The organism is Xanthomonas sp. 10-10, from assembly GCF_040182365.1.
GTDB classification, from domain to species: Bacteria; Pseudomonadota; Gammaproteobacteria; order Xanthomonadales; family Xanthomonadaceae; genus Xanthomonas; species Xanthomonas arboricola_F.
On sequence record NZ_CP144460.1, the window covers coordinates 3,260,096 to 3,280,584 of the forward strand.

19 protein-coding genes are annotated in these 20,489 nt (G+C 67.4%); 9 read left to right on the forward strand and 10 right to left on the reverse strand.

The annotated features are described in order from the left end of the window. Positions 1-390: 390 nt before the first annotated feature. Positions 391-861 (reverse strand): 23S rRNA (pseudouridine(1915)-N(3))-methyltransferase RlmH, encoded by a 471-nt coding sequence (gene rlmH, locus VZ068_RS13730; RefSeq protein WP_055849938.1) that lies wholly within the window; start codon positions 859-861, stop codon positions 391-393. A gap of 121 nt (positions 862-982) precedes the next feature. Here rlmH and VZ068_RS13735 point away from each other — a divergent pair, with 121 nt between their 5' ends. Beyond that, positions 983-2,518 (forward strand): alkaline phosphatase PhoX, encoded by a 1,536-nt coding sequence (locus VZ068_RS13735; protein WP_349655610.1) that lies wholly within the window; start codon positions 983-985, stop codon positions 2,516-2,518. Positions 2,519-2,608: 90 nt separating this feature from the next. Here the strand turns inward: VZ068_RS13735 and rsfS are convergent, their stop codons facing one another. The 6 genes from rsfS to VZ068_RS13765 all read right to left on the reverse strand — a co-directional run bounded on the left by rsfS (position 2,609) and on the right by VZ068_RS13765 (position 9,539). Continuing rightward, positions 2,609-3,022, reverse strand: coding sequence for a ribosome silencing factor (gene rsfS / locus VZ068_RS13740; protein WP_046963868.1), 414 nt, complete (start codon positions 3,020-3,022; stop codon positions 2,609-2,611). A gap of 56 nt (positions 3,023-3,078) precedes the next feature. After that, positions 3,079-3,960, reverse strand: a complete 882-nt coding sequence (nadD, locus tag VZ068_RS13745) for a nicotinate-nucleotide adenylyltransferase (protein ID WP_349655611.1) — start codon at positions 3,958-3,960, stop codon at positions 3,079-3,081. Next, positions 3,957-4,985: a DNA polymerase III subunit delta gene (holA, locus tag VZ068_RS13750; RefSeq protein WP_046963866.1), complete on the reverse strand. Its 1,029-nt coding sequence runs from the start codon at positions 4,983-4,985 to the stop codon at positions 3,957-3,959. The genes nadD and holA overlap by 4 nt, the downstream gene beginning before the upstream one ends. Positions 4,986-5,171: 186 nt before the next feature. After that, positions 5,172-5,813: an LPS assembly lipoprotein LptE gene (gene lptE, locus VZ068_RS13755; RefSeq protein ID WP_259151336.1), complete on the reverse strand. Its 642-nt coding sequence runs from the start codon at positions 5,811-5,813 to the stop codon at positions 5,172-5,174. Between the two features lie 399 nt (positions 5,814-6,212). Further along, entirely contained in the window at positions 6,213-8,855 is a 2,643-nt protein-coding gene (gene leuS / locus VZ068_RS13760; protein WP_259161113.1) for a leucine--tRNA ligase, read from the reverse strand. A gap of 72 nt (positions 8,856-8,927) precedes the next feature. Continuing rightward, a complete protein-coding gene (locus VZ068_RS13765; protein WP_259151341.1) occupies positions 8,928-9,539 on the reverse strand; it encodes a DUF998 domain-containing protein in 612 nt (203 codons plus the stop codon). Positions 9,540-9,698: 159 nt separating this feature from the next. Between VZ068_RS13765 and trxA the strand changes: the two genes are divergently transcribed. From trxA to VZ068_RS13780, 3 genes are all read left to right on the forward strand, one after another. Continuing rightward, a complete protein-coding gene (trxA, locus tag VZ068_RS13770) occupies positions 9,699-10,559 on the forward strand; it encodes a thioredoxin (protein WP_259151343.1) in 861 nt (286 codons plus the stop codon). 362 nt (positions 10,560-10,921) lie between these two features. Then, on the forward strand, positions 10,922-11,371 hold the full coding sequence (locus tag VZ068_RS13775; protein ID WP_349655612.1) for a DUF4442 domain-containing protein: 450 nt from the start codon (positions 10,922-10,924) through the stop codon (positions 11,369-11,371). A gap of 163 nt (positions 11,372-11,534) precedes the next feature. Next, a complete protein-coding gene (locus VZ068_RS13780) occupies positions 11,535-12,506 on the forward strand; it encodes a peptidylprolyl isomerase (RefSeq protein ID WP_259152486.1) in 972 nt (323 codons plus the stop codon). A gap of 66 nt (positions 12,507-12,572) precedes the next feature. Here VZ068_RS13780 and VZ068_RS13785 read toward each other — a convergent pair whose 3' ends face one another. Continuing rightward, on the reverse strand, positions 12,573-13,460 hold the full coding sequence (locus VZ068_RS13785; RefSeq protein WP_259161120.1) for a DMT family transporter: 888 nt from the start codon (positions 13,458-13,460) through the stop codon (positions 12,573-12,575). A 170-nt stretch (positions 13,461-13,630) separates the two neighbouring features. Between VZ068_RS13785 and VZ068_RS13790 the strand changes: the two genes are divergently transcribed. The 4 genes from VZ068_RS13790 to VZ068_RS13805 all read left to right on the forward strand — a co-directional run bounded on the left by VZ068_RS13790 (position 13,631) and on the right by VZ068_RS13805 (position 17,073). Further along, positions 13,631-14,566, forward strand: coding sequence for a LysR substrate-binding domain-containing protein (locus tag VZ068_RS13790; RefSeq protein ID WP_349655613.1), 936 nt, complete (start codon positions 13,631-13,633; stop codon positions 14,564-14,566). A gap of 353 nt (positions 14,567-14,919) precedes the next feature. After that, complete coding sequence (locus VZ068_RS13795) at positions 14,920-15,234, forward strand: metalloregulator ArsR/SmtB family transcription factor (protein ID WP_024939743.1); 315 nt, start codon at positions 14,920-14,922, stop codon at positions 15,232-15,234. Positions 15,235-15,264: 30 nt separating this feature from the next. Further along, positions 15,265-16,698, forward strand: a complete 1,434-nt coding sequence (locus tag VZ068_RS13800; protein ID WP_349655614.1) for a DUF2867 domain-containing protein — start codon at positions 15,265-15,267, stop codon at positions 16,696-16,698. A gap of 81 nt (positions 16,699-16,779) precedes the next feature. Beyond that, a complete protein-coding gene (locus tag VZ068_RS13805; RefSeq protein ID WP_005994696.1) occupies positions 16,780-17,073 on the forward strand; it encodes a hypothetical protein in 294 nt (97 codons plus the stop codon). 190 nt (positions 17,074-17,263) lie between these two features. On the opposite strand, the gene VZ068_RS13810 is transcribed toward VZ068_RS13805, so the two are convergent. Then, positions 17,264-18,070 (reverse strand): DUF4349 domain-containing protein, encoded by an 807-nt coding sequence (locus VZ068_RS13810; protein ID WP_259161123.1) that lies wholly within the window; start codon positions 18,068-18,070, stop codon positions 17,264-17,266. After that, the gene (locus VZ068_RS13815) at positions 18,067-18,423 is read right to left on the reverse strand and encodes a GFA family protein (RefSeq protein WP_349655615.1); all 357 of its coding nucleotides are present in this window, start codon (positions 18,421-18,423) and stop codon (positions 18,067-18,069) included. Before VZ068_RS13815 ends, VZ068_RS13810 begins: the two co-directional genes overlap by 4 nt. A 235-nt stretch (positions 18,424-18,658) precedes the next feature. Between VZ068_RS13815 and VZ068_RS13820 the strand changes: the two genes are divergently transcribed. Further along, complete coding sequence (locus tag VZ068_RS13820; RefSeq protein WP_259161124.1) at positions 18,659-20,467, forward strand: DUF885 domain-containing protein; 1,809 nt, start codon at positions 18,659-18,661, stop codon at positions 20,465-20,467. The last annotated feature ends 22 nt before the right edge of the window (positions 20,468-20,489 follow it).

Below are 20,489 nucleotides of genomic sequence, written 5' to 3' on the forward strand. Positions count from 1 at the left end.
GATACGACCGCCCACACGCGAACGAAAACTGCCAGCCATGCCGCTACGCACGAGCGCGTTCGGGTTGGCAGGCAGATCCAACATCGCCGCGGCGTCCGTCGATAGACGCATCCGCCATCGATCGCCGGTAACGGCACATCGCGTCAGCAGGCGCTGGACATACCGCACGCGCTTGCAACCTGGAACGCTCATGACGCGCCGGCCCCGTCATCAGGGAGGCGCAGCCGGTGTTCGGAATCGGCATGCGCCATTCGCACCGTGGTCGGTCCGCGCCATCCAGACACACCTGGCGACTGCTCGCCAGGTCGTGTTGGCTACCCGGTTGCGTCCCTGGTGATGTACGGCGACCACCGCAGCTTGCTGCGGGATCTGCACGACCTGCGCGCCTTGCTATGCGCGGTGATACGGATGATTGGCCAGCATCGCCGCAGCGCGGTACAGCTGCTCGGCCACGATCAGCCGCACCAGCATGTGCGGCAAGGTGAGCGGGCCGATCGACCAACTTTCATTGGCGTTTTTCAGTACCTCGGCGGCATGGCCTTCCGGGCCGCCGATCAGGAAGGCCAGATCGCGCCCCTGCCCGCGCCAGTGCTCCATGCGCTGGGCAAGCTGCTCCGAACTCAGCGGCCGGCCTGGCACATCCAGTGCCACCACATGCGCGTTCTTGGGGAGCGCGGCGATGACGCGGCGGCCTTCGTCGTCGATGGCGCGTTGCCCGTCGCGGCCCTTGCCGCGCAGCCCGGGTTCGATTTCGACCAGCTCCAGCGGCATCCAGTGCGACAGACGTTTTTGATATTCGGCAAAACCTTGCGCCACCCAGGCCGGTGCGCGCTCGCCGGTGGCGATGAGTCGGCATTTCATCGGCACATGATATCCGCGTCACAGCCTGTGCAGTCCGTGACGATTTGTCGTTGCGTGTCATGGCGTGGTTACAGCCGGCAATTAGTGTCGCCCGACCACCCAGCCACGCAGGAGTCGTTCGATGCCGATTTTCGATCCCGCCCGCCGCCAGGTCCTCAAGGGCAGCGCCGCCGTCATGGCCGCCGGCGCCCTTGGCAGCTTGGGCGCCTTGCAGTCGCGCCAGGCCCAGGCCGCCACGTCTGCGTCGGTGCGCCTTGCACCGGTCCCCAGCCGCTACGGCCCGCTTGCACCGGTCGCCGACCAGAGCACCGGCTTGCCCTTGCTGCAGCTGCCGCGCGGCTTCAGCTACCGCTCGTTCGGCTGGAGCGGCGATCGCATGGACGATGGCCAGCCCTGCCCCGACCGTCACGACGGCATGGCCGTGGTCGGTCTGCGCCGTCCCGACTGGCGGCCGGGCAGCGACCCGCTGCGCGGCCTGGAGTACGTGTTGATCCGCAATCACGAGCGCGGCGCAGGCAGCCCGTTCCGCGCACCGGCGATGTACGACACCGGCATCGTCAGCGGCACCCAGTCCGCCGGCGGCGGCACCACCACGCTGAGTTACGGCCGCCGTGGCTGGGGCAGCCTGGAACCCAGCCTGGGCGGCACCCTGGTCAACTGCGCTGGCGGGCCGACTCCGTGGGGCACCTGGCTGAGCTGCGAAGAGATCAAGACCAATGCGGTGTCCAGCACCGGCCGCAAGCACGGCTATGTGTTCGAAGTGGACCCGGACAGCCACCGCACCACCGGTCGTCCGCTGGTGGGTCTGGGCCGCTTCAGTCATGAGGCGGTGGCGATCGACCCGCGCACCGGCATCGTCTATCTCACCGAGGACGACCGCAACAAGGCCGGCCTGTATCGCTTCATTCCCAACGACCGCCGCGGCCGCAATGGCTCGCTGGAAAACGGCGGCCGCCTGCAGGCCGCGCGCGTACGCGGACGTCGCAATGCCGACCTCACCGTGGCCAGCATCGGCCAGCAGTTCCAGCTGGAATGGGTGGATATCGAAGAGCCGGATCTGGACAGCATCGCCGCACCGGCCGGCTTTGCCGACATCGGCGCCAACGACACCTTGAGCGGACCGTTTGCACAGGCCTGGGCCGATGGCGCGCTGCGCATGAGCCGTGGCGAAGGCATCTGGTACAGCTACGGCAAACTCTTCATCGTCGATACCAGCACCGGCGTGGATGCGCAGGGCCGGCGCGGTTACGGCAATGGCGCAGTGTGGGTGCTGGACCTGTTCACCCAGCGCCTGAGTGCGCTGTTCGTCAGCGGCAATCAGCTGGCCGCGCACAATCCGGACAACGTCACCGTCAGCGCGCGCGGCGGCGTGGTGCTGTGCGAAGACGGCGGCGAAAGTCCGGACGAATACGGCCCCGGCGCGCGATTGCTCGGGCTGACCCGCGGGGGCGAATCGTTCTACCTGGCCAAGAACAACGTGCAGCTCACCTCGCAGCAGATCGCCGCTGCCGGCAAGACCATTGCTGAAGGCGATTACCGCGATACCGAATTCTGCGGCGCCTGCTGGGACCCGCTGGCGCGTACCTTGTTCGTCAACATCCAGACACCGGGGATCACCCTGGCCATCACCGGCCCGTGGGAGCGCGGGCCGCTTTAAGCCGCGCAGCGGTGAGCGACGGCAGACGCAAAAACGGCGCCCAAGGGCGCCGTTCGTGTGTTGCGCAGTGCACACCGTGCAGTGCGTGACTCAGAGCTGCTCGTCGGCGTCGTCTTGGTCGGACGGACGCTGATCGCCCACCGTCCACAGGCGCTCCAGCGCGTAGAACTCGCGCACGCGCGGCAGCATCACGTGCACCACCACGTCGCCCAGGTCGACCAGCACCCATTCGGCTTCTCGCTCGCCTTCCACGCCCAGCGGCATCACGTCCAGGCGCTTGGCGAACTTGACCACTTCGTCGGCGATCGATTTGACGTGGCGGGTCGAGGTGCCAGAGACCACCACCATGTAATCGCAAACGCTGGACTTGCCGCGTACATCGATCTCGACCACGTCCTTGGCTTTCAGCTCTTCGACAGCCTCGCGCACGGTGGCCAACAGGGCCGGCACGGACGGCGGCGGATTCGGAATGGAGGTCTTGATGACTTGGGCTTGGCTGGTCAAAGCGGCAACTCGATGGAATTGGCGTGAATTATAGGCCGGTCCGGGCGGACGCGTGTTCAGCTAGCCGGGCGGGCGCAGCCGTACAGGCCTTCCCGGGCAATGAAGCTGGCCACTGCTCCCGGGACCAGCGCCTGCCAGGCGCCGCCGGCAGCGATCTGCGTGCGCACGGCGCTGGCCGATTCGCCGCGCAGCGGGTGGTGCAATTGCCACAGCCGGCCGGCCGGCGCGGCGACCAATTCGTCGGCATTGGCAGACCAGCGGCCCTGCACAGCGGCGGCCAGTTGCGGCGCGTCGCGCAGGTCCAGGGACGTGCCGGGCCGCGCGGCGATGACGAAGTGCGCCAACTCGAACAGCGCCTCCCACTGGTGCCAGCGATGCAGTTCGACGAAGGCGTCGGCACCCAGTAACCAGGCGATCGGCGTGGCGGGGCCAAGTGCCTGGCGCAGCTCGCGCAAGGTCTCCACGGTGTAGGACGGGGCCAGCTGTTGGCCGGCGCGCTGCAGCTCGCGGCGGTCCAACTGCAGCCCGGGTTGGCCGGCGAGCGCCAGCTCCAGCATCTGCGCACGCTGCGCGGCAGTGGCGCCGGGTGCGGCGCGATGCGGCGGATCGGCAGCCGGCACCAGGTGCACAAGCGCTGCGAGTTCGTCGCGCGCTGCGCAGGCGATGGCCAGGTGGCCCAAGTGGATCGGATCGAAGGTGCCGCCGTAGTAGAGGTGGAGCCGGGAATCGATGTGGGATCGGGATTGGGGATGGGGGAGTGGGGAGTCGGAAAGAAGCGGGTCTGAAGCGGCGGCCTGAGCATCGGTGGCTGGTGACGTTGCAGCCACACCGGTGGGAGCTGCCGGCTTTGCGCGTTGCCCTGCGGTTCCACTGATTGCAGGCTCCCGCTCTCCGGCGCCGGTGCCTGGCTCAGCGGTTCCGGCCTGCCCCGCGCTCACGCCAGCAATCTCACCGCGCGCGCTTCGGCCACTGCGACCAGCAGGCGTTCCAGGCCGACCCAGGCATCGCCGTCGGCGCGGCCCTTGGCCATGCGGTCCACCAGGCCGGCTTCGGCGACGAAGCGTTCCCAGCGGCGCGGTTCGGGATGGCGCTGCAGCGCGCGCTTGAACGGGGCCTGGCGGGATTCCCAGATGCCCTGCGATTTCATTTCCGCAGCCAGGTTGCCGCCATTGGCCTGCACCTTGGCCAGGGCAGCGGTGCGCAGCAGTTCCTTGATCAGGATCGGCATCAACGCCGCCACCGCTTCGCCTTCGGCACGCAGTCCGGCCAGCATGCGGATCACCGCAGCGGCCTGACCGGAGAAGGTGGTTTCGGCCAGCCGAAACACGTCATAGCGCGCGGCATCGGCCACCAGCGATTCCATCGCCTCCAGATCCAGCGTCTTGCCATCGGCCAGCAAGGCCAGCTTGTCGATCTCCTGCGCGGCGGCCAGCAGGTTGCCTTCCACCCGCTCGGCCAGGCGCTGCACTGCAGCCGCATCGGCGCGCAGCCCCTGCGCGCGCAGGCGGCGCTCGATCCAGTCGGACAGTTCGTGCGGCTTGATCGCCCAGGCCACGGCAATGGTGCCGATACGACCGATTGCCTCGGCCCACTTGCCCTGGTGCGCCTTGCTCCAGTCGTTGGCAGTGATCAGCAGCACCACGTCCGGCGGCGGGTTGGCGCAGAAGCGGGTGATGACCTCGGCGCCGTCCTTGCCCGGCTTGCCGCTGGGCAGGCGTACTTCCACCAGCCGGCGCGGGCTGAACAGGCTGGGCGCGTTGAAGCTGGCGTCGAGCTGGTTCCAGTCGAACTCGCGACCATCGGCATCGAATACCTCGCGCTCGCCGATGCCTTCGGCGCGCGCACGTGCGCGCACCGCATCGGCCGCTTCGAGCACCCGCAAGGTTTCCGGGCCGGCGATCAGATAGGCCGGCTGCAACGGCTGGCTGGACTGGCCGGCCAGCTGTTCGGGGCGAAGTTCCATGACTACGGAAGTTCCATCACTACAAGGGCACGCGCGACTGAAGCGTCACGGACAAGACAGCGTCTGCAGCACTCGGCCGGGGCATGGTGACCGCGCAGCAAGCGCACCATGCGCCTGGCGCAATCCAGTTCCGGACTCCGGGCGCGCTTGCCCGGCAGCTGCGCGGACGGGCTGATCACGACCCGCTCAGTTGTTCGACGAAGAGGCGGGCGGCAGCGACGCCGGCACGCTCGATTCCGGCGTCGACGGCTGCACGGGCGGTGTGGCGGCCGGCGGCAGCGGCGCGGTTGGCGTGCTTTCCAGGCTCTCACCGCGCTGTACGCGCGCGCGCACCACGCTATCGATACGCCGCAGGATCGACGCCGACATGTCCTTGCGCAACTCGTCGGCCAGGATCTCGCGCTCGGTCGCGGTACCGGTGGCATCCACCGGCGGCGACACGTAGTCGCGCGACAGCTCGATCACCTGCTGCGGCACCAGCACCGCCCCGTTGGCGGTGGTGACGGTAAAGATGGCGGCGTAGCGCAGGCTGTATTCCTGCGCACGTCCCTGGCTGTCGATGGCGATCGGCAGATCGCCCCAGCGCTCGGACAACACCTGCACCTGCGCAAAGCCGGTCTTGGCGTCTTCGTCGGCCAGCGTGGCACCGGCCGCCCTGAGGCCACGTCGCAGCAATTTGGCCAGTTCGCTGTACTGCACTGCGGACTGCACCTTCACCGCCGGGGTATCGGGTGGCAACGCAAGCGAATTGCGCAGGTGGAAGCCGCAGGCGGTGAGGCTGGAGACCAGCACGAGGGACGCAGCGAAAGCAGTAGGAAATCGAATCATGGGCACAGTCTGGATGAGCGCCCCGGCGGCGGCAACAGGCGGCTAGCCTGACGCAGCCCGCGTGAACGGGGCTTGATAGGCGCCGCGAAACCACCCGGCGCCCAGGAATGACAAACGCGTCGCCACGCGCCGGTGAAACGGATGACCGCAAGCCACCCCGACAATCTCGCCTGCACGTCGCCAGGCGCGACTGACCTGAAGTCCCGGGAACCATCGCGGAAACGTCACCCTGCGTCGCGACGCATCAATGCAGTCAATCGCAGAGAACCACTGCAGCAACCTGACCCGCGCAGCACCACATGCCAGTGCAGCACATTGCCAATACCGCCGCAGCAAGCTTGCACCGCGCCGCCACGCCGATCCGGGAACTGCCCGGATCGGCAATGGCAACCCGAGCGATCACCCCGCCACGATGTTCACGATCTTGCCCGGCACGATGATGATCTTGCGGATCGTCAGCCCATCCAGGAATTTCGCGGCATTGGGCTCGGCCTGCGCCAGCGCTTCGATCTGCTCGCGTGCCGCGTCTGCGGCCACCTCGATGGTGCCGCGCAGCTTGCCGTTGATCTGCACCGCCAGCGTCAGTGCATCGCGCACCAATGCGCTGGCGTCGACCTGCGGAAACGCGACATCTTCCAGCAGCGTTTCGCCACGGCCCAGCACCTGCCACAGGGCGTGGCTGGCGTGCGGGGTGATCGGGTTGAGCAGCAGCACCATCGCTTCCAGCGCTTCCTGCCGCACCGCCCTGCCCTGGTCGCTGGCGTCGTCGAACTTGGCCAGCGCGTTGGACAACTCCATCACCGCGGCGATGGCGGTGTTGAAGCTGTGGCGGCGGCCGTAGTCGTCGCTGACCTTGCCGATGGTTTCGTGGGTCTTGCGGCGGATCGCCTTCTGCTCGGCGCTCAGGCTGGCGGCGTCCAGCGCCGCTGCGCTGCCCTCGCCCACATGCTTGTGCACCTGCACCCACAGCCGGCGCATGAAGCGCGCCATGCCGTCGACGCCGGCCTCGTTCCACTCCAGCGACTGCTCCGGCGGGGCGGCGAACATCGAGAACAGCCGCACCGTGTCGGCGCCGTACTTGGCCACCATCGACTGCGGGTCCACGCCGTTGTTCTTGGACTTGGACATCTTCTCAGTGCCGCCGATATGCACCGGCTGGCCGTCGGCGATCAGCACCGCGCCGGTGACGCGGCCGCGCTCGTCGCGCTGGATTTCCACGTCGGCCGGATTGATCCAGTCCTTGCCGCCGTTGTCGGCATCGCGATAGAAGGTGTCGGCGATGACCATGCCCTGGGTGAGCAGGTTGGTCACCGGCTCGTCGCTATCCACCAGCCGCGCGTCGCGCATGAGCTTGTGATAGAAGCGGAAGTACATCAGGTGCAGGATCGCGTGCTCGATGCCGCCCACGTACAGGTCGGCCGGCATCCAGTAATTGGCGCGGCGATCGACCATGTCGCGTGCGTTGGGGCTGGTGTAGCGCGCCACGTACCAGCTCGACTCCATGAAGGTGTCGAAGGTGTCGGTCTCGCGCTCGGCCGGGCCGCCGCAGTCCGGGCAGGTGGTCTGGCGCCAGGTGGGGTCGGTCTTAATCGGCGAACCGGTGCCGGCAAATTCCACGTTTTCCGGCAGCACCACCGGCAGCTGGTCTTCCGGCACCGGCACCGCGCCGCACTTGGCGCAATAGATCACCGGAATCGGGCAGCCCCAGTAGCGCTGGCGGCTCACGCCCCAGTCGCGCAGGCGGTAATTGATGCGGCGCTGGCCCTGGCCCTTGCGCTCGAAGCGCTCGGCCAGTGCCTCGAAGGCGCCGCCGAAATCCAGCCCGTCGAACTCGGCCGAATTGATCAGCTCCAGCGGGCGGCTCTTGTCGGTGTACCAGTCGCGCCACTGGGTGGCGTCCCAGGTCTGTTCGTCGTCGTTGCGCGGCTCGCGCAGCTTGACCACCTGCACGATCGGCAGGGCGTACTTGTTGGCGAACTCGAAATCGCGCTGGTCGTGGCCGGGCACCGCCATCACCGCGCCGGTGCCGTAGCCCATCAGCACGAAATTGGCGACCCACACCGGCACCTGTTCGCCGCTGATCGGATGCACCGCGGTCAGGCCGGTGGCCATGCCGCGTTTTTCCTGGGTTTCCAGCTCGGCTTCGGAGACGCCGCCGTGCTTGAGCGTTTCCAGCAGGGTGGCCAGCTCGGGATTGGATTTGGCCGCATGCAATGCCAGCGGATGCTCGGCGGCGATCGACACGAAGGTCACGCCCATCAGCGTGTCCGGGCGGGTGGTGAACACGCGCAACGGATCCAGCGCGGTGCCGTCGGTGTCGCGCACGTCGAACTGGATCTCCAGCCCTTCCGAGCGGCCGATCCAGTTGCGCTGCATGGTCTTGACCGAGTCCGGCCAGCCGTCCAGCTGGTCCAGGCCGTCGAGCAGTTCCTGCGCGTAATCGGTGATGCGCAGGAACCACTGCGGGATCTCGCGCTTTTCCACCAATGCGCCGGAGCGCCAGCCGCGGCCATCGATGACCTGCTCGTTGGCCAGCACGGTCTGATCGATCGGGTCCCAGTTCACCACCGCATTGCGGCGATAGGCCAGGCCCTTGCGCATCAACCGGGTGAACATGCGCTGCTCGTGCACGTAATAGTCCGGCGTGCAGGTGGCGAACTCGCGCGACCAGTCGATGGCGTAGCCCAGCGATTTCAGCTGGCCGCGCATGTGCTCGATGTTGGCGTAGGTCCACTTGGCCGGCGCGGTCTTGTTCTTGATCGCGGCGTTTTCGGCCGGCAATCCGAACGCGTCCCAGCCCATCGGCTGCATCACGTTGTGGCCGGTCATGCGCTTGTAGCGGCTGACCACATCGGAGATGGTGTAGTTGCGCACATGGCCCATGTGCAGCGCACCGGACGGGTACGGCAGCATCGACAGGCAATAGAACTTGGGTTTCTCCGAGTTCTCGTCGACCTGGAAGGCGCGGGTGGCATCCCAGAACTGCTGGGCGGAGGATTCGACCTGCTGCGGGTCGTAGGCGTTCGGTTCGACGGTGGACATTGGGAGCGGATGCTCGGGCGGTGCAAAGCGGTACAGGGTACCGCAGTGCAGCAGGTGCACCAAACCGCTCGCTCAGATCGCCGGCTTTGCCGGCCAGATCCAGGCGGCGACCGCCAGCCAGCCGACCCAGGCCAGAAACGCCAGGCGCTGGGCGATGGCCTGCCGCAGCAGGCCGGGCGGGCCGAACGCCAGCACCGCCACCATCAGCCCGGCCGCCAGACTGAGCCAGGCCAGCGCGCGGGTCTCGGCGGCATTGAGCAGCGCAGCGGCAATCAACAGCATGCCGGGCACAAAGGCCACCGCCCACAGCAACCAGGCCGTGGCATGGGCCTGACTGGCGCGGCCGTCCAGATCGGTGGGATCCAGCGGCAGCATGCCCATGCCGACGAAGGCCAGCCCGGCCAGCACGATCAGCTGCCCGCCCACGCGCAGGCCCCAGCCGGCCCTGGGCGGCATGCGCGCCAGCAGGCTGACGCCGGTGACCATGCCCAGCGCGCCGACCAGCACGAACGCCAGCAGGTTGAAGCCCAGCGCATGCGGCACGCCTTGCGCGCCCAGCAGCGCGACCGGGTGGCTGGCCTGCAGATAACCCGGCAACGTGGCGCCGAACCCGGCCAGCGCCAGCACGAACACGCTTGCCGCGATCAGCCCCAGGTAGCGCTGCGCGCCGTCAGTCCTTCCCATTATCGTGCTCCGCTGCGGGGCGCGCACGCCACCAGGACGCGGCATTGTCGTGCCGGGCGGGCGCGCCGTGAACCCCCTCCGGCGTCCCGGACCGGCCTTGTGTCAGCCGGGTTTGCCACCATTACCTCCCACTGTTGCCGTCACCCCATCAGGAAGCCCATGTCCGACAAGCCGCATGTATTCGATGCCACCACCGACACCTTCGAGACCGAGGTCCTGCAGAAATCGTTGACGACACCGGTACTGGTGGACTTCTGGGCCACCTGGTGCGGGCCGTGCAAATCGCTGACGCCGATCCTGGAAAAGCTGGCAGGCGAGTACAACGGCGCATTCGAGCTGGGCAAGGTCGATGTGGACAAGGAACAGCAGATCGCCGCAGCGTTCCAGATCCGCTCGGTACCGACGGTGTTCCTGGTCAAGGGCGGCGAGATCGTCGACGGCTTCCCCGGCGCGATGCCCGAGGGCCAGGTGCGCGAATTCCTGACCCAGCACGGCGTGCTGCCGGCCGAGCCACAGGCGCCCGAAGCGCTGCAGCCCGAGGCGCCGCTGGACCCGCAGGCACAGGCCGCCGCATTGCGCGAGGCGATCGCCGCCGACCCGGACAAGGACGAGCTCAAGCTGGACCTGGCGCTGGCGCTGCTCAAGACCGGCGACACCGCCGAGGCCGAACAGCTGATCGACGCCCTGCCCGCCAACCTGGCCACCGATGACCGCGCGGTGCGTGCCAAGGCCCGCCTGAGTTTTGCCAATGTGCTCAAGGACGCCCCGGACGCGGGCGCACTGCAGGCCAGCGTGGACGCCAACGGCGCCGACCTGCGCGCCCGTCACCTGTTGGGCGTGCGCCATCTGCTCGACGGCAACGACGAAGCGGCGCTGGAGCAGTTCCTGGAAATGCTGCGCCAGGATCGCGCCTTCGAGGAGAACCTGCCGCGCCGCAGCCTGATCGATGCCTTCCGCGTGATCGAAGACGAAGACCTGGTCGGCCGCTACCGCCGCAAGATGTCGGCGCTGGTGTTCTGATAGCCGGTGGCGCTGCGGCGCCACATGGACACGTAGCAGCGGACCTGGATGCGACAAGGCACTGTTTCCGCGTAGGAGCGGACCCGGCCGCGACGAGGCATCCCCTGGTCGCGACAAGGCCCCCCGAGTATCGGTAACGCACCGTCGCGGCCAGGTCCGCTCCTACGAGGGCTGCCCCGCCGCGGCGGGCCCTAGCGCGGGTGCACCAAGCGGCGAGACACACTGCGCGAGCGGCGATGACGCGCCGCCTGGCCCGACTCGCAGCGCGGACACGACCGCCCCGATGTCGACCTGCGGCACCGTCACCATACGCATGCGAATGTTATGCTGTGAGCTCGACCCGCCATGGAACCAAGGCCCGCATGCGCGCTTCACTGTTCAAGCTCGGCATCAACCTGTGGCCGCCCTACCTGTTCTCGGGGATCCACGTCACCGTGTTGTCGGCCGACTATCGCTTCGCGCGGGTGGAACTGCGGCAGCGCCCGTGGAATCGCAACTACGTCGGCACCCATTTCGGCGGCAGCCTGTTTGCGATGACTGATCCGTTCTGGATGCTGCTGGTCATGCAGAACCTGGGGCGCGACTACTACGTCTGGGACAAGGCCGGCAGCATCGAGTTCGTCAAACCCGGGCGTGGCACGGTGAGCGCGGACTTTGTGATCGACAACGACGTGCTCGCCGACCTGCGCCAAGCCACCGCAGGCGGAGAGAAGCATCTGCGCTGGTTCGAAAATGCGGTACACAACCGCGATGGCGAGGTCGTTGCGCGCGTGCGCAAGCAGCTCTACGTCAAGCGCAAACCGGCGCGGTAATCGCAACCCTGTCGACCTGACTGCAAGACAGACGCTCGCCAGGTCGCTCGCTCGTCACGTGTCCGCTCGATGTCGGTGTCATGGCTGCACTGCGGGCGGCGCAACCGCATGCAGTCACCGCCGACATGACGCCCGCGTAGTACGGCGACGTCGCGATGTGCGAATCGCCGCTTTGCGTCCTTGCGCGCCTTGGTCAAGAATCAGGCACCTCTCCTCGCTGGTTGCCTTCATGCTGCTGCGCACTGTTGTTTCTGCCTGCCTGCTCGCTCTGGTCTTGCCCGCTACCGCCCACGCGGCCTATCGCAGTCCGCAACAGATCCTGGACAGCTCGCCGGCCGACGCGTGGCGCGTGCTAGACCCCGATCGCACGCTGTACCTGGAGCTGGATGGCGGGCGGGTCATCATCGAGCTGGCGCCGCAGTTTGCGCCCGAGCACGTGGGCAACATCCGCACGCTGGCCCACGAGCGCTTCTGGGACGGGCTGAGCATCTACCGCTCGCAGGACAATTTCGTGGTGCAGTTCGGCGACCCCGACGGCGAGACGCCCGGCAAGGCAAGATCCCTGGGCTCGGCCAAGACGCATCTGCCGGCCGAATTCGAACGCCCGGCGCAGGGCCTGGATTTCCAGCGCCTGCCCGATAGCGATGGCTGGGCGCCGCAGGTCGGTTTTGTCGAGGGCTTCCCGGCAGGCCGCGACAGCGCCAGCGGCAAAGCCTGGCTGGCGCATTGCTACGGCACGCTGGGCGCAGGCCGCAACAACGACGAAGACAGCAGCATCGGCGCCGAGCTGTATGTGGTCACCGGGCAGTCGCCGCGGCAGCTGGATCGCAACATCACCGTGGTCGGACGCGTGGTCAAGGGCATGGAATTGCTCAGCGTGATCCCGCGCGGCCCCGACCCGATGGGCTTCTACGAAGACCCCGCGCAGCGCTCGCCGATCCGTGCGATCCGCCTGGCCAGCGAGGTGCCGGTGCCCGAGCGCACGCCACTGCAACTGCTGCGCACCGACAGCCAGACCTTCCGCGACGTGGCCGAAGCACGCCGCAATCGCAGGGACGATTTCTACAAGCGCCCGGCCGGGCATATCGATCTGTGCAATGTGCCGTTGCCGGTGCGGGCGCCGCCTGCTGGTTGATTCGGGATTCGGGATTCGGGAATCGGGAATCGGGAATCGGGAATCGCAAGAGCGAGGCGCGCGTGCTCAGCGCGCGCGCTGGCTGAAGGCGACGCTGCCCAGGATCAGCACCGCGGCCAGCAACATGGTCCAGGTCAGCGGTTCGCCCAGCAGCGACCACGCCAGCAGCGCACCGAACACCGGCACCAGGTAGGTCACGGTGGATGCACGCGCCGGGCCGATGCGTTGGATCAAGCGGTAATACATCAGGAACGCCAACCCGGTGCAGACCACGCCCAACGCGGTCGCGCAGACCCAGGCCACTGCCGGCACCGGCGTGGTCGGCCACTGCAGCCAGGCCAACGGCGCCAGCAGCAACGCACTGCAGCCCAGCGTGGAGGCCGCCGATGCGGCCGGTGGCAGGTCGCCCATGTGGCGCTTCACCAGGTTGTAGCCGATGCCGTACAGCAGCGAGGCGGTCGCCCCTGCCAATGCCGCCGGTCCCACGCTCAACCCGGCCGATTTGCCGGTCGCCAGCACCAGCACGCCGATGAATCCGACCAGCAAGGCCAGCGCGCGCCGCGTGCCGATGCGTTCGCCAAAGAACAGGAACGCGATCAAGGCGGTGAACAACACCGTCATCGCATTGCAGATCGCACCGACGGCGGCCGGCGCGTGCTGCGCGCCCCACGCGAACAGCAAGAACGGCAGGGCGGAGTTCAACACGCCGATCGCGGCCAGCATCGGCCAACGGTGCAAGGGGAAGCGGTCGCGCGCCAGCCACAAAAACGGCAGCAGCACCGCCGCACCCAGTGCCAGGCGGATTTCCACCAGGGCCACCGTGCCGAACTTGGGCGCCGCCACGCGCATGAACAGGAACGAGCAGCCCCATACGATGCCAAGAAAACCCAGCTCCAGCGGGGTCCGCCATTCGCGCGTCGCACCGACCGGCTGCGTCGACGAGTGCGCACTCATGGGCGTGCTCCGGCACCATGCCGTGCGGTACTGAAACGGCAGCAGACAAGCGCGGGCAGACAGCTGGGCATGGCACGATCATCGCAACGGGATGGCGCAGCATCGGCTGCCACTGCGGGCGCGACAAGCGCGTAGTATCGCGGTCAGCCACAAATCTGACTCATGTCTCGATGAATCTGCGCCCGACCCTGTTGCCCGCGCTGGGCGTGTTCGCCGCCGCCGCGCGCCACCAAAATTTTGCGCATGCGGCCGAAGAACTGCATCTCACCGCCAGCGCGGTCAGTCACCACGTGCGCAAGCTCGAAGCGTTGCTGGGCGTCACCTTGTTTCAGCGGCTGCCGCGCGGGGTCAAACTCACCGCCGAAGGCCGCCAGCTGGCCGACGCCGCCACCGCCGCCCTGGCCGAGATCGCCGCGGTGGCCGGCAACCTGCACCCGCGCGAAGACGCCATCCCGCTACGCGTGACCACGCTGCGCTCGCTGTCATACTGCTGGCTGTTGCCGCGGCTGCCGCGCTTTTGCCGCGCCCATCCGCACATCCGCCTGGACCTGCAATCGGACCCGGCGTTTTCGCGTTTCGAAGAAGGCGGCCCCGAACTGGGCATTCGGTATGGGCAAGGCGCATGGCCCGGACTGACCTCGCAGCATTTGATGGACGATGAGTTGTTCCCGGTGGCCTCGCCTTCGTTGCCGGAAGTGGCGGCACTGCGCACACCGGCGCAGATCGCCCAGCTGCCGCTGCTGAGTGACATGTCGCCGCAGGGCTGGCGCGACTGGTTTCGCGCCGCCCAGGTGCGCGGCACCACGCTGCCACCGATGCATACCTTCAACGACAGCACCGATGCGATGCGCGCGGCGGTCTACGGCCTGGGCGCGGTGCTGGCACGCAAGCACATCGCCCAGCCCTACCTGCAACGCTACGAACTGGTGCGGCTGCCAGGCCCCACGCTCAAGGCCCGCTACGCGTATTACATCGTGCACCCCAGCCACCGCGAGCCCAGCCCGGCGGCAGCGTTGTTCATCGACTGGCTCAAACGCGAAGCCCTGGACGAACGTACCCCGATGCCTGCATTGCCGGCAGAACTGATGGCAATGCCTCGTGCCTGAGGCGGCTGGCTTGACCACTGCGATGTTGCTGGCCGGGCTTCGCTGGCCTGCATGACGTAAGCGCGGTGCGCGACCTGCGCGCAGGTGCTGGCGGACCGATGCGGCATGCCAGTGCGACAGGCGCACGACAACACACTCCAGCGTCAGCAACCGGCAGCGGCCTGCATCGCAACGCTGGCAGATCCCTTGCGCGCTCGCCGTCGACATCACCCCCATCGCCAATCACGGCAAGGCTCGCGACGGGCGCCAGCTGCATCCGGCCGTGGACGGGCGGCGCAGCCCCGGAAAAAACACTTGACATCGGCCGCCACAAAATCAATTAATTAGCTAATTCGTTAATTACTTAAGCCCTTATGTCCATCGACCGCATCTTCGAAGCCCTCGCCTCCCAGCCCCGCCGCAAGATGCTGGCGTGCCTGGCAGACCAGGAACTCACCGCCGGCCAGATCGGGCAGTTGTTCGAAATGAGCGCGCCGGCCATCTCACGGCATCTGTCGGTACTGGAAAGCGCCGGGCTGGTGTCCAGCGAGCGGCGCGGCCAGTTCGTGGTCTATCGGCTCACCCCGGACAACATGGTCAACACGCTCAGCAGCTTTGCCTTCGAAGTCTGCCCGGCCTCGGCGCCGCTCAAGCGCAAGGCGCGAGCCCTGACCAAGAAGACCTCCTGACCCTCCTCCGGCCGCAAAGGACTCATGCCGATGTTCAGCACGCCCCAGCAACGCCCTGCCGATGCACACGCAGGTTTTCCGTCAGTCCGTCTGGAGTCCTACAGCGGCGGTCTGCCGGTGGAGGTCACGCTGATCGCACAGCTGGGCGTGGGCGCAGGCAACCCGTTGATCGAACAGGCCTGTCGCCGCCAGCGCGCGCATCCCAGTTTTCACGATGCGCTGGACGAGCCATCGGCACGCCTGGCCGGCACCGACTTTGCGCACGGCGAATCGACCGCGCTGTTCTCGTTTGCGGTGGGCGCCAACGGCCACCCGTTCCATCGCCACGCCGGCCATCGCATGTTCACCGCCATCACCGGCAGCAGTGGCGCGCAACTGCGCTTCTGCACCGCCTCGATGGAACAGATCGAACAGGATCCGCAGCACTTCCTGGCCGCGTTGCGGCATATCGATCTGCCGGCCGACTGTCTGTTCACCGTGCGCTTTGGCGGCGGCACCTGGCATCAGTTCGCACCGCTCAAAGCGCAAGCCGCACACCCGGCATTTTTCGCATTGTCCTGCCACAGCGATGAGGCCGGCGGCGACTTGAGCGATGCGGTGCGCGCACGCGTGCTGTCCGGCACTGCCGATATCGCCACGCTCACCGAAACGCTGCCCGAGGCGGTGCTCGGGCTACTGGCCTCGGCGCAGGCGCGTGCGCTGCAGATCCCCACCGTGCGTCTGTCGCTGGCCGCATCGCCAGGCAGCAGCAGGTTTGCCTGGTGCGGCCGGCTGCGCTCGCTCAGCGGCAGGCTGCGCCAGGCAGTGAGCCGGCTGCGTCGGCCGGTGGGGTTTGTTGCGCTGGCACCGCAGCTGGCGCAGGTCAGCGTGCATGCCCAACCCAAGCCCGGCTCGCTGCTGACCCGGCACCTGCAAGGCTTCGATCATCAGGACAGCGTACGCCTGCGCCTGCAGCCGCATCAGTTGCGTCAACGCGGTGCGCACACCTTGATGGCCTTGCTGCTGGAGGGGTTCACCGAGCGCGCGCCACGCGGCGTCACCTGGTTGATGCGGCTGCGCAATGCGCTGGTGGCGCCGCTGCAGTTGCGGACATCTCCGCTGGGCTGCCCGGTGTCTTCGTTGCTGTCGGCACAGCGCGACTGCCTGTTCGCAGGGCGATTCCCGGTACTTGCGCAAGACACTGCGCCACTGGATCGACGCGTGCAGGTGTTGCTGGGCGCCGACGACCGCCACCTGGTGTTTCGCAGCAGCGTCGGCGTGGAAGTACTGGAGGATGGCGGTGTGGAGCTCAGCCTGGAGACGCGCGTGGCCTGCCGCAACCGCTTTGGCCGCATCTACATGGCCTTGGTGGACGGCGTGCACCATCGCTACATCGCACCGGCGCTGCTGCGCACTGCCGCCCAGGCCCTGCTGGTGCCGGTATTGGATACCACTGCGACACAGGCAACCGCGCGGCGCCCGTGAGCGGCCGGCGCACGCAGCCATCACCCGATCTTGCCTGACGGCTGCCTAGGCTTTGGGTCCCCAATCCAAGGAAGCTCTCCCATGCCGACTCTTCGCATGCGTATCACCGGCACCGACGACGACGCGCGTGCCATCGCCAACCTGCTGCAGAGCATCGAAGGCATCGAGCACGTCGAAGAAGTGGACGATCTGATGCCGCATCTGGACGACGACGATTCCAGCTCGGCCGGCCTGTCCGACGACGAAGGTCCGGGCAGCCACGAGTTCGAAGTGGAAGCCGGCAACGACGCCACCGCGCAAAAGGTGCGCGACGCGGTGCAGGAACTGGCATTGCAGCTGGACGTTTTTGTCGAGTACGAGTTCGACGAAGGCTGAGCTTGCGTTGGGCGCGACTGTAGTATCGATCGACGCCTGCAGTCGGCCTGCCCTCTTGCCAGATCGCATGGCTTGCTGCGCCCTGCACTATGCAGGCACCGCCGCATTCCAGGCAGCGGTGCGTTCGAGGGCGCACGCTGCTGGCCACAACATGCTGCCAACGCGGCTGGGCCGCCCAGCCGTGCGCAGGTCAGGACGTCCTGCGCTGCCGCGCGCGCCAGCGCCACGCCTGCAACAGCAGCCAGCCGGCGATCGCCGCCAGCAGCGCCACTGGCAGCAACGCCGCGACCGCACGGATCACGAATGCCACGCTGGAGGAGAACACCTGCCCGAACTCGGCAGTGGCCTGCGCGATCTCGCTTCTGCCCTGTTCCCCACCCGTACTGCGGAAGTTGAGCGTCAGTAACTGCGTGCGGATACGGCGTTGCTGCTGCGCTGACTCCTGCTGGGTCTGCTGCGCCTGGGCTTCGATCTCGGCCAGGCGCTTGGACAACGCAAGCAGATCGCTTACCGCCAGATCGCGGCGCTGCTGCAACTCCAGCAGGCGCGCGTGCTCCTTTTGAAGACGTGCCTGCGCCAGGCCGGTATCGGCAATCTGCTGGGCCAGATCCTCGGCGCGCGTGCTGCGTGCCGCGACCTCTCCGTGCTGGCCGGCCAGTTGCACCAATGGCTCGACGCCATCGGGCACCGTGCGCACGCGAACGCTGCCGCTGGGCTCGCGTCCGCCATCCTGTTCCACCGCCAACAGTGCGCAGGTGCCGAACTGCGCGCTCTGGCACGCAGTGCGCACGGCCGCGATGCGCTGGCCGATCTGATCGGCGGGCAACTCGATCCGCACATCGTGTTCGTACGCAAGCGCATCGCCTTGTGCGGCTGGCGGCGCTGGCGGCGCCGGGGCACCGCCATCTGCGGCCATCTCCCCCTGAGGCCGCGCACACCCGCACAGCGCCCAGCCGACCAGCAGCGCGATGCCGGGCCAGCGCATGCCGCGCCTCATCGGCTGGCTCCGTCGACCGTTTGCACGTTCAAGGTGGCCAGATCCAGCGCGGGCAGGCAACGTACGTTGACCGCCACGCTGGCTTCGCCGGTCTTGGGGTTGGCCCCCTCGCTGAAGGGCGCAATGCCGCACTGCGGGCAATGATGATGATCGATATGGTGGCGATTGAAGCGGTAGGTGCCGACCGCGTCCGGGTTCGCCTGCAGGCGCAGCTGGGTACGCGTGCCGAACCAGAGCAGGCCACCCCGACGGCGGCACAGCGAGCAATTGCAGTCGTAGACCTCGGTGATCGGGGCATCGGTCTCCAGCTCGAAGGCGATGCGTCCGCAATGACAGCTACCGGCATACAACATGGTGTTCCTCCTTGGAATGCGCCACCTCGCTGTGGCGTGCAACAGGCATACGGTGGCGACATGAAGGCGGGCCAGGCGCCAGCCAGGGCCTGTGCCGCAGACCGGCCGATTCAGCATGCCGGCCGCACCCGCTTGGCGCGCGACGCACCGCGTCGACCGCCACTCTAAACCAATGGCGGATGCGGACAACCGCGCAGTTGCCTATGCTGGCAGATTGACTCCACCAGGACCCACCATGCGTCAACGCCTGCTTGTCCTCGCCCTGATCGCCGGCCTGAGTGCCTGCCAGCAGCAGCCCGAATCGCCGCGCGCCGATACCGCGCCGCCCGCCGGTGCGCACGATGCGCAGACCCCGGATGCGCGTTTTGCCGCGCTGTCCAAACAAGCCCTGGACACCTGGATGCAGCTGTCGCCGGTCACCGCCACCCAGACCGGCGATCACCGCTTCGATACGCAGATCGACGATCTCAGCACCGCCGGGCGCCAGCGCAGCCTGGAGGCAGGCAAGAAGCTGCTGAGCGAGCTGGATGCGATCGACGTCGCCAAGCTGTCGCGCGAGAACCAGGTCGATGCGGCGATCCTGCGTAACCAGCTGCAGTCGGAACTCTGGAACACCGAGGTCCTGCAGAGCTGGGCCTGGGACCCGCAGGTCTACAACGGCCTGGCCGGCAGCGCGTTGTACGGCCTGATGGCGCGCGAGTTCGCGCCGCTGCCCGAGCGGCTGGCGTCGGCCACCCAGCGCATGGAAAAGATCCCCAGCATCTTCGCCCAGGCGCGCGCCAACCTGGACCCGGCGCGCGTGCCCAGGATCCACGCCGAGACGGTGGCCAAGCAGAACAAGGGCATCCTGAGCATCGTCGATACCTTCATCGCGCCCAACATCAGCCAGCTCGGCCCGATCGAAGCGGCGCGCGCGCAGGCGGCCATCGACAACCTGCGCAAGGCCGTGACCGAGCAACAGACCTGGCTGGACACCGTGCTGGTGCCCAATGCCAAGGGCGACTTCCGCGTCGGTGCGGACAAGTACGATCAGAAGCTGAAATTCGCGCTGCTGTCGTCGCTGTCGCGCGCCGACATCAAACAGCGTGCGGAGTCCGAACTCAAACGCGTGCGCAGCCAGATGTACGACATCGCGCGTACCGTGCTCAAGGACAAGCCGGGCGCACCGAAGCTGCCCGCCTCGCCCAGCGACGACCAGCAGCAGGCTGCGATCGAAGCCGCGCTGGAACTGGCCTATGCCGACAAACCCGCGCGCGACAAGGTGGTGGACGACGCCAAGGCGGCGCTGGCGCAATCCACCGAATTCGTGCGCCAGAAGGATTTGATGACGCTGCCGGATTCACCGGTGGACATCATCCTGATGCCGGAATTCCAGCGTGGCGTGGCGGTGGCGTATTGCGATTCGCCCGGCCCGCTCGACAAGAATCTCAAGACCTTCTACGCGGTCTCGCCGATACCCGAGGACTGGAACGACCAGCAGGTCGATTCGTTCCTGCGCGAGTACAACACCCGCATGATCCATCTGCTCAGCATCCACGAGGGCACGCCGGGCCATTACCTGGAAGGCTGGCACTCGGCCAAGTTCCCCTCCACGCTACGTGCGGTGCTGCGCTCGGGCATGTTCGCAGAAGGCTGGGCGGTGTACACCGAACGCATGATGCAGGAGCAGGGCTATCTGGAGAACGACCCGCTGTTCCACCTGGTGCAGCTCAAGTTCTACCTGCGCACCATCGCCAACGCCATCCTCGACCAGGGCGTGCATGTGGACGGTTGGGATCGCGACAAGGCGATGCATCTGATGACCCACGACACCTTCCAGCAGGAAAGCGAAGCCTCGGGCAAGTGGGTGCGTGCGCAGCTGTCGTCGGCGCAGCTGCCGACCTACTTCGTCGGCGTGCAGGAACACCTGGATACACGCAAGGCGGTGCAGGACAAATTGGGCAAGGACTTCAACCTGAAGGCCTACCACGACAAGATGCTGTCCTACGGTGCGCCGCCGGTGCGCTTTGCGCGCGAGTTGATGCTGGACCAGCCGATCGAGTGATCGATCCTTCTCCCCCGCGCGG

Coding starts and splice junctions, on each gene's coding strand:
- VZ068_RS13790 (WP_349655613.1), top strand. CDS start 13,631: ATGAATCTGCGCCCGACCCTGTTGCCCGCGCTGGGCGTGTTCGCCGCC.
- VZ068_RS13810 (WP_259161123.1), bottom strand. CDS start 18,070: ATGAGGCGCGGCATGCGCTGGCCCGGCATCGCGCTGCTGGTCGGCTGG.
- VZ068_RS13805 (WP_005994696.1), top strand. CDS start 16,780: ATGCCGACTCTTCGCATGCGTATCACCGGCACCGACGACGACGCGCGT.
- VZ068_RS13785 (WP_259161120.1), bottom strand. CDS start 13,460: ATGAGTGCGCACTCGTCGACGCAGCCGGTCGGTGCGACGCGCGAATGG.
- VZ068_RS13815 (WP_349655615.1), bottom strand. CDS start 18,423: ATGTTGTATGCCGGTAGCTGTCATTGCGGACGCATCGCCTTCGAGCTG.
- rlmH (WP_055849938.1), bottom strand. CDS start 861: ATGAAATGCCGACTCATCGCCACCGGCGAGCGCGCACCGGCCTGGGTG.
- VZ068_RS13795 (WP_024939743.1), top strand. CDS start 14,920: ATGTCCATCGACCGCATCTTCGAAGCCCTCGCCTCCCAGCCCCGCCGC.
- VZ068_RS13735 (WP_349655610.1), top strand. CDS start 983: ATGCCGATTTTCGATCCCGCCCGCCGCCAGGTCCTCAAGGGCAGCGCC.
- holA (WP_046963866.1), bottom strand. CDS start 4,985: ATGGAACTTCGCCCCGAACAGCTGGCCGGCCAGTCCAGCCAGCCGTTG.
- VZ068_RS13765 (WP_259151341.1), bottom strand. CDS start 9,539: ATGGGAAGGACTGACGGCGCGCAGCGCTACCTGGGGCTGATCGCGGCA.
- leuS (WP_259161113.1), bottom strand. CDS start 8,855: ATGTCCACCGTCGAACCGAACGCCTACGACCCGCAGCAGGTCGAATCC.
- VZ068_RS13820 (WP_259161124.1), top strand. CDS start 18,659: ATGCGTCAACGCCTGCTTGTCCTCGCCCTGATCGCCGGCCTGAGTGCC.
- trxA (WP_259151343.1), top strand. CDS start 9,699: ATGTCCGACAAGCCGCATGTATTCGATGCCACCACCGACACCTTCGAG.
- lptE (WP_259151336.1), bottom strand. CDS start 5,813: ATGATTCGATTTCCTACTGCTTTCGCTGCGTCCCTCGTGCTGGTCTCC.
- VZ068_RS13800 (WP_349655614.1), top strand. CDS start 15,265: ATGTTCAGCACGCCCCAGCAACGCCCTGCCGATGCACACGCAGGTTTT.
- VZ068_RS13775 (WP_349655612.1), top strand. CDS start 10,922: ATGCGCGCTTCACTGTTCAAGCTCGGCATCAACCTGTGGCCGCCCTAC.